At 33.8% G+C, this 13,495-nt stretch carries 13 protein-coding genes; 9 read left to right on the top strand and 4 right to left on the bottom strand.

Annotated elements, in window-relative coordinates:
* Positions 1 to 14 precede the first annotated feature (14 nt).
* From LG45_RS14990 to panB, 4 genes are all read right to left on the bottom strand, one after another.
* Positions 15 to 1,343, bottom strand: coding sequence for an aldehyde dehydrogenase (locus LG45_RS14990; protein WP_035128668.1), 1,329 nt, complete (start codon positions 1,341 to 1,343; stop codon positions 15 to 17).
* A 3-nt stretch (positions 1,344 to 1,346) separates the two neighbouring features.
* Complete coding sequence (locus LG45_RS14985) at positions 1,347 to 2,735, bottom strand: hypothetical protein (protein ID WP_035128666.1); 1,389 nt, start codon at positions 2,733 to 2,735, stop codon at positions 1,347 to 1,349.
* Positions 2,736 to 2,814: 79 nt separating this feature from the next.
* Complete coding sequence (locus LG45_RS14980) at positions 2,815 to 3,510, bottom strand: RluA family pseudouridine synthase (RefSeq protein ID WP_035128664.1); 696 nt, start codon at positions 3,508 to 3,510, stop codon at positions 2,815 to 2,817.
* Between the two features lie 33 nt (positions 3,511 to 3,543).
* On the bottom strand, positions 3,544 to 4,362 hold the full coding sequence (panB, locus tag LG45_RS14975) for a 3-methyl-2-oxobutanoate hydroxymethyltransferase (protein ID WP_035128662.1): 819 nt from the start codon (positions 4,360 to 4,362) through the stop codon (positions 3,544 to 3,546).
* A gap of 124 nt (positions 4,363 to 4,486) precedes the next feature.
* Here panB and LG45_RS14970 point away from each other — a divergent pair, with 124 nt between their 5' ends.
* The 9 genes from LG45_RS14970 (at position 4,487) to LG45_RS14935 (ending at position 13,465) form a co-directional block, all read left to right on the top strand.
* Positions 4,487 to 4,918, top strand: coding sequence for a nuclear transport factor 2 family protein (locus tag LG45_RS14970; RefSeq protein ID WP_035128660.1), 432 nt, complete (start codon positions 4,487 to 4,489; stop codon positions 4,916 to 4,918).
* A 33-nt stretch (positions 4,919 to 4,951) separates the two neighbouring features.
* The gene (locus tag LG45_RS14965; RefSeq protein WP_035128658.1) at positions 4,952 to 6,286 is read left to right on the top strand and encodes a sigma-54-dependent transcriptional regulator; all 1,335 of its coding nucleotides are present in this window, start codon (positions 4,952 to 4,954) and stop codon (positions 6,284 to 6,286) included.
* 18 nt (positions 6,287 to 6,304) lie between these two features.
* Complete coding sequence (locus LG45_RS14960) at positions 6,305 to 7,354, top strand: DUF389 domain-containing protein (protein ID WP_052087621.1); 1,050 nt, start codon at positions 6,305 to 6,307, stop codon at positions 7,352 to 7,354.
* Between the two features lie 160 nt (positions 7,355 to 7,514).
* Positions 7,515 to 7,796, top strand: a complete 282-nt coding sequence (locus tag LG45_RS14955; RefSeq protein ID WP_035128656.1) for a DUF7674 family protein — start codon at positions 7,515 to 7,517, stop codon at positions 7,794 to 7,796.
* A gap of 83 nt (positions 7,797 to 7,879) precedes the next feature.
* Positions 7,880 to 7,957, top strand: a complete 78-nt coding sequence (locus LG45_RS16325) for a potassium-transporting ATPase subunit F (protein ID WP_081932100.1) — start codon at positions 7,880 to 7,882, stop codon at positions 7,955 to 7,957.
* 2 nt (positions 7,958 to 7,959) lie between these two features.
* On the top strand, positions 7,960 to 9,660 hold the full coding sequence (kdpA, locus tag LG45_RS14950; RefSeq protein ID WP_035128654.1) for a potassium-transporting ATPase subunit KdpA: 1,701 nt from the start codon (positions 7,960 to 7,962) through the stop codon (positions 9,658 to 9,660).
* Between the two features lie 10 nt (positions 9,661 to 9,670).
* Positions 9,671 to 11,689: a potassium-transporting ATPase subunit KdpB gene (gene kdpB, locus LG45_RS14945; RefSeq protein ID WP_035128652.1), complete on the top strand. Its 2,019-nt coding sequence runs from the start codon at positions 9,671 to 9,673 to the stop codon at positions 11,687 to 11,689.
* A gap of 12 nt (positions 11,690 to 11,701) precedes the next feature.
* Positions 11,702 to 12,262, top strand: coding sequence for a K(+)-transporting ATPase subunit C (locus LG45_RS14940; RefSeq protein WP_035128650.1), 561 nt, complete (start codon positions 11,702 to 11,704; stop codon positions 12,260 to 12,262).
* A 120-nt stretch (positions 12,263 to 12,382) separates the two neighbouring features.
* Entirely contained in the window at positions 12,383 to 13,465 is a 1,083-nt protein-coding gene (locus LG45_RS14935) for a porin (protein WP_035128648.1), read from the top strand.
* Positions 13,466 to 13,495: the final 30 nt, after the last annotated feature.

The raw sequence follows: 13,495 nt of genomic DNA, 5'->3' as shown, positions 1-13,495 counted from the left end.
GCTACCTTTTAACGTTAAAACCATTTCATTAATTTCTTAATAAAATGTATTTTATTTTTGTACGGAGCATATCTAAAAGGAAGATCTAACCAAGTTCCTTTATTAACAATTGCTTTTTTATGTGAGAAAGTATCAAAACTCAATTTGCCATGATAAGCGCCAATTCCGCTGTTTCCAACGCCGCCAAATGGTAATCTATTATTCGAAAAATGTATGATAGTGTCATTGATGCATCCACCACCAAAAGAATATTTTTTTACAATTTCTTTAGCCCAATTTATTCTATTAGAAAAAACATAAAGCGATAAAGGTTTGTCATAATTTGAAATTATTTGCTCAATTTCTGTTTCATTTTGATAGCTAATTATCGGTAAAATGGGTCCGAAAATTTCGTCTTTCATAACTAAGCTATCTAGCTTTGATTCGTCCAAAAGAGTAGGAGCGATGTAATAGTCGTCTTTATTAGTTTGACCGCCAAAAAGTACTGTTTCGTTATTTAAGAATTCAGAAAGTCTATTGAAGTTTTTTTCATTTACAATTCGAGGAAAATCTGCAGAAACTTCAGGATTTTCGCCGTATGCCAACTTGATTTCATCTTTTAAAGCTTCAACAATTTTCGTCTTTACTTTGGTATGAACTAGCAAATAATCGGGTGCAATACAGGTTTGTCCAGCATTTAGAAATTTTCCCCAAACAATTCGTTTGGCAGTTAATTGAACATTGCAATTTTCATCAATAATACACGGATTTTTTCCGCCAAGTTCCAAAGTTACTGGAGTTAAGAATTCGGCTGCAGCTTTTGCGACCATTTTTCCTACGGCTACACTTCCAGTAAAGAAAATATAATCCCAACGTTGCGAAAGTAGTTTTTTAGAAACTTCTGCGTCGCCTTCAACAACTTCAACATGGTTTTTATCAAATACTTCTGCTACTATTTTAGAAATAATTTTAGAGGTATTAGAAGTTAATTCTGATGGTTTTAAGACTACTTGATTTCCAGCGGAAACAGCAGCAATTAAAGGACAAAATGCCAACTGAAACGGATAATTCCATGGCGAAATTACAAGCACTTTTCCATAAGGTTCACTCAAAATATAATCGGAAGAAGGAAAATTTAAAAGTGAAGGCAAAACCTTTTTCGGTTTTGCCCATTTATCAATGTTTTTAATTGTGTGTTTTAAATCGGAAATCACATAACTAGTTTCGGTTATTACTGACTCAAATTCGGATTTTTTGAAATCATTGTATAAAGCTAAAGTAATGTCATTTTCATACTTTATCAAAGTAGAAAGAAGTTGTTTTAGTTTATCTTTTCTGTAACCGATGTTAGTTTTGAATTCCATTTTTTATAAAAATCCCCATCTAAAACCTGTATAAATATCAGCTTGTTTACTATTATCGCTAGCTAAAGCAGTAATTACAGAACTCGAACCTAAGTAAAATCCGCCAATTCTAAAGCCAACACCGCTACTAAATCCGGCAATTTCGGTATTGCTAAAAGGTGCAAATACTTCGAAAAATCCTGTTGTAAAACGTGGTGTAATTGTTATAATATTTTGTGCTGTGATTTGATCATTACTGTTATTGTCATTCAATTTTTGTTGTAAAAATCCAGTAATGAAAACTTTAGGTATAAGCTTAACATCAGCATATGCTGTAATTGTAGTTGGTAATTTTACTTTGAAATCTTTTTTATTTCTAGATGCATCAAGACCTAAATAACCTTCGTTTATTAAAATTTCTTCTACTTCTTGAAGACTTTCAATATTTTCAAATTGATTTAAGTTTAAACCAGGATTTCCTAATGTTGCATTTGGAATATTTAAAACATAATTAGTAGCATAATTATTATCGTCTTTAAACGTCATCGAACCAATATTTCTTATTGATAAACCAGCATTCAATTTGTATTTATTCTGATTTTTCTTCGGATTGTCTTCTGGTTGATCTCTCCATTGATAATTAATTCCTAAATCGCCAGAAAAACCGTTTAGTCCACCAATCATCGACTTTGTATAATCATTAAAATTTGAAAAATTATTTGCTAATCCGCCAGAATAGGCAATATTTAAATCGACATCGGTTACATCACTTAAGTAAACATCACCTGCTGTGTTCGTAATTGTTCCGTTAAATTTATCCAAACCAAGATTAGAATACGAACCAGGAAAAAGTAGTTTAAATGTGGCTCCAACATTAAATTTATGTTCGGCATTATTGATAATATTCATCGCACCAGTCAATCCAATTTCACCCCAAGTGGTTCCGCTCAAACGCTGGTTGTAATCGTTGTTTATTGTTGTTGAACCAAATAAGCTGTTCAATCCTGCATTTACTAATCCGTCACCAAGATTTGGATCTACATCTACAACATCAAGTTTTCCTGTAATTTTAGTTGTAATTGCAAAGGCTAATTTTTTGTACTTCATTCCAAAACTAGGACCATAAATTTCTGAATCAACTCTTAAATTTACAGGATCATTTCCGGTGAAAAGTATAGTTTCTAAATCGCTATCAGAAAACAAATCATTAATACCAATTTTGTTGTTAGAAACATTGGCACTTAAGGAATAGAAGCCAACTTCAAATGTATGCGACATATTTACAAGTTCAGCAGGATTGTTTGTTGCTGATAATACTCCAACGCGATTAGAAGTAGTTAATCCAGCAAAATGTTCTTGTGAAAAAGCAGTAATTCCAATTAAGGAAATTGAGGCAATCAGTAATTTTCTCATAGGTATCAATTATAATTTGGGGTTATAACAAGTACATACGTAGAAACCCTACGTTTATGTTTCGTAAATGTATACTTTTTTAAATGGAATTCCAAATAGCATCCGATGGAGTTGGAGCAACAATTTCTATATTTTCTTTAGAAACTGGATGAATAAAACTCAATTTTCTAGCATGAAGATGAATGCCACCATCAGGATTACTGCGATCAAATCCATATTTTAAATCGCCTTTTATTGGAGAACCAATTGCTGATAATTGTGCACGAATTTGGTGATGTCTTCCTGTATGAAGATTGATTTCCAGAGCAAAATAGTTATTTAATTCTTTGATGATTTTATAATCTAAAGAGGCTTTTTTACTATCTGGAACTTCTTTTAAATGCGCTTTCGAAGTGTTATTTTTTTCGTTTCTTTTCAGAAAATGAACTAAATTATCTTCGTTTTTTGGAGTTTTATTTTTTACAACTGCCCAATACGTTTTACTAGTTTCTCTTTCGCTAAACATTTTATTCAATCGTTCCAATGCTTTGCTGGTTTTGGCAAAAACTACGATTCCAGTTGTTGGTCTGTCAAGTCGATGAACAACGCCAAGAAAGACTTCGCCTGGTTTTTCATATTTATCTTTGATGTATTCTTTTACAACTTCAGATAATGGTTTGTCACCAGTTTTATCGCCTTGCACAATATCGCCAACGCGTTTATTAATCACAATTAAGTGATTGTCTTCATGAAGAATTTGAAGATTGGATTTATTGGAAACGATTTTTTCTGCCAAAATTGCTATTTACTAATTACTATTCACTAATCACTAATATTGCTCGTTAGCATTTGGAAAATCTTTACTCTTTACATCAGCAACATAATTACCAATTGCTTTTGTCATTTGATCGTATAAATCTAAATATCTTCTCAAAAATCTCGGACTGAATTCATTGTTCATCCCAAGCATGTCATGAATTACCAAAACTTGTCCGTCAACTCCACCACCAGCGCCAATTCCGATTACTGGAATCGAAATACTTTGAGCAACTTTTTCTGCTAAATGCGCCGGAATTTTCTCTAAAACCAAAGCAAAACAACCTAATTTTTCTAATAATTTTGCGTCTTCAAGTAATTTTTCAGCTTCAGCATCCTCTTTAGCACGAACAGTGTAAGTTCCAAATTTATAAATAGATTGTGGTGTTAAACCCAAATGTCCCATAACTGGAATTCCGGCGTTTAATATTTTCTTGATAGAATCCTTAATTTCGCTTCCACCTTCTAATTTTACTGCATGTCCGCCACTTTCTTTCATAATTCTGATTGAAGAACGAAGCGCTTCTTTTGGATCCGATTGATAACTTCCAAAGGGCAAATCTACAACAACTAAAGCGCGTTCAATTGCTCTTACAACGCTAGAAGCATGATAAATCATTTGGTCCAATGTTATCGGTAAAGTCGTTTCGTGACCTGCCATAACATTACTTGCAGAATCTCCAACTAATATCACGTCAACACCAGCAGTATCAACAATTTTTGCCATGGTGAAATCGTATGCTGTAAGCATCGAAATCTTTTCTCCATTGGCTTTCATCTCAATTAATGATTTAGTGGTAATACGTTTGTAATCTTTTTTAGCTACTGACATGAATATTAGATTTTAAATTTCAACTATTAGATTTAAGAATGTAAAAGTACTAAATTCGATTAGTTTTGTAATAAATGGGAATAAAAATATACTAATATAATTGTAACTTTAAATTTAGATAAAAATGAAAAAAATAGTATTCTTTCTGATTCTGATATTTTCGGGTTCAGTTCATGCTCAAAATCAAGAAGTTCAGAAAACAATCGAAACTTTTTTTGAAGCTTTTCATGCAAAAGATACTGTAAAATTAAAATCAATTTGTTCCGATAAAATTTTTCTGCAATCCATCCAAGAAAATGCAAAAGGAGGAAAATTATCAGATGAATTGGCATCAGAATTTTACAAATCGATAGCTTCGATTCCGGCAAATTTCAATTTTCAAGAGAAGATTTTGAATTATTCAATTCAAGTTGATGGCACAATGGCACACGCTTGGACACCTTATGAATTCTACATAAATGATAAATTAAGTCACAAAGGCGTAAATGCTTTTACACTTTTTAAAGAAAATGAGGTTTGGAAGATTATTTACGTTATTGACACTAGAAGAAAGTAATTCTGTAATTTTGCAGTCTAATTTAGTTTCAAATTGAAAAACATCCTCATAATTGATGACGAAGAAAAACTTCGCGGACTTCTAGCTCGAATAGTTAAATCGGAAGGTTTTGATGTTATTGAAGCTGGCGATTTAAAATCGGGTTTTAAGAAATTAGAACAAAACGATATTGACGTAATCTTATGTGATGTAAAACTTCCCGACGGAAATGGCGTAGATTTTCTTGAAAAAATTAAGTCAAATTTCCCTTTTGTTGAAGTAATTCTGTTGACCGCTTTTGGAAAAATTGCCGATGGAGTTCAAGCCATGAAAAACGGTGCATTTGATTATATTGTTAAAGGCGATGATAATGATAAAATTATTCCACTTTTATACAAAGCATTAGAGAAATCGGATCTTCAAAAGAAAGTTCAAAAATTAGAAAAACGAATCTCCGATAAATATTCCTTTGATACTATAATCGGAAAATCAAAAGCTTTGGAACAAGTAATTGATTTGGCCAAAAAAGTTGCTAAAACCGATTCGACCGTTTTATTAACAGGAGAAACTGGAACCGGAAAAGAAGTGTTTGCACAAGCGATTCACGAAAACAGCAATCGAGTTGGAAAAACATTCGTAGCTTTAAATTGCAGTACTTTTAGCAAAGAAATTTTAGAAAGTGAATTATTTGGACACAAACAAGGCGCTTTTACTGGAGCTTTAAAAGATAAAAAAGGTTTTATTGAAGAGGCAAATGGCGGCACTTTATTTTTGGATGAAATAGGAGAAATGCCTATTGATTTGCAAGCCAAATTACTTCGTGTTTTAGAAACTAGTCAATACATTCCTGTTGGAGATACTACTCCAAAAAAATCAAACTTCCGATTAATTGCTGCAACCAATAGAGATTTAAAAACAGAAAGTGAAAATCATAATTTCCGATCTGATTTGTACTTTAGACTGAACATTTTCGAAATTATAATTCCTCCATTGCGAGAACGAATAAAAGATATTTCACCGTTAACCAGTTATTTTGTCAAACAATTTTCTGAAAAAACCAATAAAAAAGAACTTCAAATTACACCAGATTTTCTTCAAAAACTAGAAGCATATCATTGGCCAGGAAATGTTCGTGAGCTAAAAAACATTATTGAACGTTCGGTTATTTTAGCGGACGATATTTTAACTCAAGACGTTTTACCTTACGAAATTCAGCATCAGCAAGACAATTCTAATAAAACAATGTCGGCTTTTTCAATGCAAAGTATTGAGAAATTACACATTCAAAAAGTGTTGAATTACACTAAAGGAAACAAAGCTGAAACGGCACGATTATTAGAAATTGGTATTGCAACTTTGTATCGTAAAATTGATGAATTCGGTTTATAATTTTAAGAAAGTTCAGCTATGACAAGTAATTTAGCGGTTATTAAAAGATATTTTAAAACAGTTTTAAACCTAAAAACCGACCAAGAAGCGGAACAGATTACTTATGACGAGATAAAATCGGGCGTCATTTTTAAAGGCACCAATTTCTGGATTATGGCATTTGCGATTTTTATTGCTTGCATCGGATTGAACATCAATTCTAAAGCCGCAGTAATTGGCGCCATGATTATTTCTCCTTTAATGGGACCAATTTTTGGTATCGGATTTTCGCTCGGAACTTCGAATAGTAACCTATTAAAATTGAGTTTAAGAAATGTTTTCAGAATTGTTGTAATTTCAATTTTGTGTTCGACATTATATTATTTACTTTCTCCATATCATATTGCAACAGACGAATTATTGTCGTTTTCAAAACCTACAATTTTTGATATTTTCTTAGCATTTATCGGCGGAATGGCTGGAATGATAGCCATTTCACGCCATGACGGAAATCGTGTTTTAGTCGGAATTGCAGTAGCAACGGCATGTATTCCACCACTTTGTACTGCTGGTTATGGAATTGCAACGTTGCAATGGGAATATATTTTAGGTGGTTTATACACCTATTTTATCAATGCGCTTTTCATTTGTTTGGGTTGTTATATCATTACTCGTTATCTAAAATTTGCGAGATTTTCTGAAAGTAATATCAAACACATCAACAGCTATTTTGGTGTTTTGGCTTTTATTGCCATTCTTCCAGCACTTTATTTAGCTTATAATCTTTGGATGGTAAATGTCTATAATGATAAAATCAAGTATTTTGTAGCCAATGAAATTGAAAAAACGCACCATGTAACTCACACTACTATTGATGTTGAGACTAAAACACTTACAATAGATGTTATTGTTAATGAATACGAAGATAATTTAGCAAAATCAATCGAAGATAAACTTGTAAAACACGATTTAAACGATACCAAAGTAAAAGTGTTTCAAACAATAAAAGCGATAAACAACAGGTCGGAAATACAAGTGTTACAGAAACAATTGGACGAACTTAAAGCCCAACTCGATAAATTAAAATAAAACTTCTTATTTTGATAAAAGCCTATCATTTTGATAGGTTTTTTTATGCCTAATTTTCGGCACGTCAATCACAAAATCAACTATCACAACACCTTACATAATTTTTTATTTATTGGAACAACTTTTGGCATTAGGCGAATGAACATAAAAATTCATACTAATGAAAAATCAGGTTACTACCATTTACAAACAAGCCGAACGCTTTGCTGAAATTACCAAGTCAGCCATTGTTTCTGGAAACATTGTAAGAGCAAAAAAATGCTTGGCACTTGCCGAACGATTATTTGCTACTGGAAGTTACGAAACCAAAAACGCTATTTCTAATGTTTACGTTTTCTCGGTTTCTACTTTCATGGAATTGCGCCATTGCAACATTTCCAATCTCTTTCCTCAATCGCTTAAAGCGGAATATCTTAAACAAATAAACACTTCTGGAGTATGATGGCAATTATCCTTTCTTTAAGCGGATTGATTTTATTCGCTTTGTTTTTTAAAATGATCGAAATTTTTGAAAAAATCTAAATTATGACAGCACTCTTCATCATCGCAATAGCAGTATTTCTTTATATCTGTTATGTATTATTTAAACCCGAAAAATTCTAAAAATGAACTCAGAACTATTAGGAATTATCTTCATGTACGGATTGGTTATGCTTTTAGCCATTCCGCTTGGTCGTTACATCGGCAAAATATTCAACTATGAAAGTACGTGGTTGGACAAAGTTTTTAATCCAATTGATAAATTATTTTTTAAAATTGGAGGAATAAATCCAACGAAAGAAATGAACTGGAAACAACATTTGGTAGCACTTTTAACTATCAATATTGTTTGGTTTGTTATTTCGATTTTGGTTTTAACAAATATGGTTTGGTTGCCTTTAAATCCAGATGGAAATCCTTCCATGAGTGGTGATTTGGCTTTTAATACAACAGTCAGCTTTATTACCAATACCAATTTACAGCATTATTCTGGCGAAAGCGGATTGTCTTATTTAGGTCAGTTGACCTTGATGCTTTGGCAATTCATCAGTGCTGGTTGCGGAATGGCAATTTGTGCCGCTGTATTTATGGCTATGAAAGAAAAAACGTCTGCGACTTTAGGAAATTTCTACAGTTTTTTCGTTAGATCATGTACAAGAGTTTTATTGCCTTTATCATTTGTAGTAGCCATAATCTTAGTGATGAATGGAACTCCAATGACTTTTGAAGGAAAAGATACCATCACAACTCTGGAAGGAAACGAACAAAATGTGAGTCGTGGTCCAGTTGCCGCTTTTGTGGCAATCAAACAATTAGGAACCAATGGTGGTGGATTTTACGGTCCGAATTCAGCCAATCCTATGGAAAACCCAAATTACTTAACCAATATTGTTGAGAATATTTCTATAGTTTTAATTCCGATTGCGATGGTTTTTGCTTTAGGTTTTATCTTGAAACGCAAAAAATTATCTTGGACAATTTACAGCGTGATGACCTTAGGTTTTCTGGTGCTTTTAATTCCTGCTGTAATTAGCGAGATGAATGGAAATCCGGCTATTTCAAATATGGGAATTTCTCAAAATATGGGAAGTATGGAAGGTAAAGAAGTCCGTTTTGGTGCTGCTGCTTCCGCAAATTGGGCGACGTACACAACAGTTACCAGTAATGGTTCTGTAAATGCTATGCACGACAGTATGACGCCCATTGCAGGAATGACAACACTTCTTGGAATGATGATCAACTGTTTTTATGGCGGAGTTGGAGTGGGATTTTTGAACTTTTACATCTTCATTATTCTAGGTGTTTTCATCAGCGGATTAATGGTCGGAAGAACACCAGAATTTTTAGGCAAGAAAATCGAAGCCAAAGAAATGAAAATCGCGATGTTTATAGCTTTGTTACATCCATTTTTAATATTGGTTGGAACTGCTTTAGCGAGTCATTTATACGCATCAGATTCAGAAGCATTATCGGGTTGGTTGGCCAATCCTGGTTATCATGGATTCAGTGAAATGTTATACGAATTCACATCATCCTCTGCAAATAACGGAAGCGGATTTGAAGGTTTAGGCGATAATACTCCGTTTTGGAATATTGCTACTGGAGTTGTAATGCTTTTTGCGAGATATTTACCAATCATCGGACCAGTTGCTATTGCCGGAATGTTAGCCCAAAAACAATACATTCCAGAAAGTAACGGAACCCTAAAAACGGATACATCTACCTTCGGATTGATGGTTTTTGCAGTGATATTTATCGTAGCAGCTTTATCGTTCTTTCCAGCTTTAACTTTAGGTCCAATCGCTGAATATTTTTCAGCTAAATAATTAAAATATCATGAGTAAATCTCAAAATAATTTATTTCAAAAAGAGTTGGTTAACGAAGCTTTCAAACAGTCTTTCGTGAAACTAAACCCCAAAATAATGTTCAAAAATCCAGTAATGTTTACTGTTGAAATTGGAACAGCCGTTATGCTTTTTGTATGTCTTTGGATTTTATTCGGAGAAAGTTCACAAGGAAGTTTTGCTTATAATTTTACTGTTTTTCTAGTTTTATTTCTAACACTACTTTTCGCAAATTTTGCCGAAGCTATTGCCGAAGCCAGAGGAAAAGCACAAGCCGACAGTTTAAGAAAAACGCGTGAAGAAACGCCTGCCAAATTAGAAAACGGACAGACCATTTCGTCTGCACAATTGAAAAAAGGTGACATCTTTGTTTGCGAAGCTGGAGATATTATTGCTACCGATGGAGAAATTATCGAAGGTTTGGCAACAATTGACGAAAGTGCCATAACTGGAGAAAGTGCACCAGTAATTAGAGAAGCTGGTGGCGATAAATCGTCAGTAACTGGTGGAACAAAAGTACTTTCGGATAAAATTAAAGTAATTGTAACATCAGAGCCAGGCGAAAGTTTCCTTGATAAAATGATTGCGTTGGTAGAAGGTGCAAGCCGTCAAAAAACACCAAACGAAATTGCATTGACCATTTTATTAGCAGGATTCACTTTAGTATTTATTATTGTAACTGTTACATTAGCGCCATTTGCAAAATATGCTAACGCACCAATAACCATAGCAGCATTTATTTCACTTTTTGTGTGTTTGATTCCAACAACTATTGGCGGATTATTATCAGCTATCGGAATCGCAGGAATGGATAGAGCTTTGCGTGCGAACGTAATTACAAAATCTGGAAAAGCGGTAGAAACTGCTGGTGACATTGATGTGTTGCTTTTAGACAAAACAGGAACAATCACTATTGGTAATAGAAAAGCAACTTCTTTTTATCCAACAAAAGGAATTTCTCAAGAAGATTTTATAAAATCTGCCGTGTTGAGTTCGCTTGCAGATGATACGCCTGAAGGAAAAAGTATTGTAGAATTGGCTGGGCAAGATGTTGCCAATAAACTATCGATTGAAGGCGCAACTTTAATCAAATTTACAGCCGAAACTAGAACCTCTGGTGTGGTTTTAAAAGATGGAACTAACATTAGAAAAGGTGCGCAAGATGCAGCGAAAAATATTTCTGAAACAGCCGGGAATAGTTATCCACAAGACACAGCGCAAAAAGTAATTGATATTTCGTCTAATGGTGGAACTCCATTAGTAGTGATCAAAAACAATCAAGTGCAAGGTGTGATTGAGTTGCAAGATATTATCAAAACCGGAATGAAAGAACGTTTTGAACGTCTGCGCAAAATGGGAATCAAAACGGTAATGGTAACAGGAGATAACCCTTTGACTGCTAAATTTATCGCTGAAAAAGCTGGTGTTGATGATTTCATTGCCGAAGCCAAACCAGAAGATAAAATGAACTACATCAAAAAAGAGCAAGCCGAAGGAAGATTGGTTGCCATGATGGGTGACGGAACAAACGATGCGCCGGCTTTGGCTCAAGCAAATGTTGGAGTTGCCATGAACAGCGGAACGCAAGCAGCGAAAGAAGCTGGGAATATGGTTGATTTAGATAATGATCCAACCAAATTAATTGAAATTGTAGAAATTGGAAAACAACTTTTAATGACAAGAGGTACGCTTACAACATTCTCAATTGCGAATGACGTTGCGAAGTACTTTGCTATTATTCCGGCACTTTTCATTACTGCGATTCCGGCGTTACAGGGTTTGAATATTATGGGATTACACAGTCCAGAAAGTGCGATTTTATCAGCAGTAATTTTTAATGCGATTATTATTCCATTCCTTATTCCATTAGCATTGCGAGGTGTTGCTTACAAACCAATTGGTGCTTCGGCCTTGTTGCGTAGAAATTTATTTATCTACGGAATTGGTGGTGTAGTCATTCCGTTTATTGGAATAAAATTGATTGATTTAGTAGTGTCATTATTTGTTTAAAAAATAGAAATTATGAAAGAAAATATAATACCAGCAATTCGATTAACACTGTTCTGTGCAGTGTTTTTCTCCGGAATTTATACAATGAGTATTCTTGGAATTGCACAATTGGCTCCTAATCAAGGAAATGGTGAAATTGTAACCGTGAACGGAAAAAATCATCACATTAATGTTGCTCAGAAATTTGTAGAAAATAAGTACTTTTGGTCACGTCCATCGGCAGTAGATTATAATGCCGCAGGTTCTGGAGGAAGTAATAAAGGAACAAATAATCCTGATTATCTTGCAGAAGTAGAAACTAGAATTGATAGTTTTTTGATTAAAAATCCATCGGTGAAAAGAAGTGAAGTTCCATCTGAATTGGTAACAGCTTCTGGAAGTGGATTGGATCCAAATATTTCGGTTCAAGGTGCGAAAGTTCAGGCGAAACGTATTGCTGAAAGTAGAAAAATTTCGGAAGAAAAAGTGTTAGAAATAATCAAACAAAACACCGAAAAGCCACTTTTAGGAATGTTGGGTACTGAAAAAATAAATGTGTTGCAATTGAATATTGAATTGGATAAATTAAAATAAAAAGTCTTTAAAAACGAAAAGCCCTAGCCCAGATAGAAACGGCATCCTTTGGGTTCGTTGTTCGAACCCAAAGATATAGTGGATAGCTGGATTAGCTTCAAATAAAAATTAATAAACAAAATGAAAAAAATAGTATTTACTGCTCTTGTAGCATTGGGAATTACAACTGTTAACGCTCAAGAAGTAGCAAAAGAGAAAAGTCCTTTGACGTTTTCGGGATATATTGAAACGTATTACAGTTATGACTTTGGAAATCCAGACAATCATTTGAGACCAGGTTTTGTGTACAGCCACAACAAGCACAACGAGTTGAACCTGAATCTAGGTTTTGCAAAAGTGAATTATGCAAAAGATAACGTGCGTGGAAATTTGGCGATTATGGCCGGAACTTATGCCGAATATAACTTGGCAGCGGAGCAAGATTTATTGCAAAATGTGTATGAAGCAAATGTTGGTGTAAAAATTTCCTCGAAACATAATTTGTGGATTGATGCTGGAATTATGCCATCGCACATTGGTTTTGAAAGCGCGATTGGAAAGGATTGCCAAACATTAACTAGAAGTATTTTGGCTGATAATTCGCCTTATTATGAAGCTGGAGCCAAAATTGGATATACTTCTAAATCGGAAAAATGGTATTTGGCAGTAATGTATTTGAATGGCTGGCAACGAATTCAGAAGATTGATGGAAATCAAACACCTGCTTTTGGAACTCAGATTACGTACAAACCAAGTGGAAAAACGACTTTGAATTGGAGTACTTATATTGGGAATGAACAACCCGATAACGACAGAAAATGGAGGTATTTCAATAATTTTTATGGACAATTTAAATTTTCTGATAAGACCAATTTAACTGCTGGATTTGATATTGGAGCACAACAAACCTTGAATGGAAGTAGCGATTATGATGTTTGGTATTCGCCAATTTTAATTTTGCAACACAAGCCAACAGCCAAAACTCAAATCGCTGTTCGAGGTGAATATTACCAAGACAAAGAAGGCGTAATCATTGCAACTGGAACTGAAAACGGATTTAAAACCTACGGATTTTCTGCAAATTTTGATTATTTAGTTTCTGATAACGTGATGTTTAGAATTGAAGCTAGAAACTTGGCAAGTAAAGACGAAGTATTTTTGAAAGATGGAAATCCAACGGATAACAATACTTTTTTAACGACTTCTTTGGCGATTTCGTTTTAATTTTTTAGCCACAGATTAATAGGATTAAAA

The sequence above is a fragment of the Flavobacterium aquatile LMG 4008 = ATCC 11947 genome, assembly GCF_000757385.1.
GTDB lineage: Bacteria > Bacteroidota > Bacteroidia > Flavobacteriales > Flavobacteriaceae > Flavobacterium > Flavobacterium aquatile.
This window is presented reverse-complemented; position numbering and strand designations above follow the sequence as displayed.

Excerpts from the sequence above, each read along its gene's own strand:
- LG45_RS14990 (WP_035128668.1), bottom strand. The coding sequence starts at position 1,343 with ATGGAATTCAAAACTAACATCGGTTACAGAAAAGATAAACTAAAACAA.
- LG45_RS14985 (WP_035128666.1), bottom strand. The coding sequence starts at position 2,735 with ATGAGAAAATTACTGATTGCCTCAATTTCCTTAATTGGAATTACTGCT.
- panB (WP_035128662.1), bottom strand. The coding sequence starts at position 4,362 with ATGTCAGTAGCTAAAAAAGATTACAAACGTATTACCACTAAATCATTA.
- LG45_RS14970 (WP_035128660.1), top strand. The coding sequence starts at position 4,487 with ATGAAAAAAATAGTATTCTTTCTGATTCTGATATTTTCGGGTTCAGTT.
- LG45_RS14960 (WP_052087621.1), top strand. The coding sequence starts at position 6,305 with ATGACAAGTAATTTAGCGGTTATTAAAAGATATTTTAAAACAGTTTTA.
- LG45_RS14955 (WP_035128656.1), top strand. The coding sequence starts at position 7,515 with ATGAAAAATCAGGTTACTACCATTTACAAACAAGCCGAACGCTTTGCT.
- LG45_RS16325 (WP_081932100.1), top strand. The coding sequence starts at position 7,880 with ATGACAGCACTCTTCATCATCGCAATAGCAGTATTTCTTTATATCTGT.
- kdpA (WP_035128654.1), top strand. The coding sequence starts at position 7,960 with ATGAACTCAGAACTATTAGGAATTATCTTCATGTACGGATTGGTTATG.
- kdpB (WP_035128652.1), top strand. The coding sequence starts at position 9,671 with ATGAGTAAATCTCAAAATAATTTATTTCAAAAAGAGTTGGTTAACGAA.
- LG45_RS14940 (WP_035128650.1), top strand. The coding sequence starts at position 11,702 with ATGAAAGAAAATATAATACCAGCAATTCGATTAACACTGTTCTGTGCA.
- LG45_RS14935 (WP_035128648.1), top strand. The coding sequence starts at position 12,383 with ATGAAAAAAATAGTATTTACTGCTCTTGTAGCATTGGGAATTACAACT.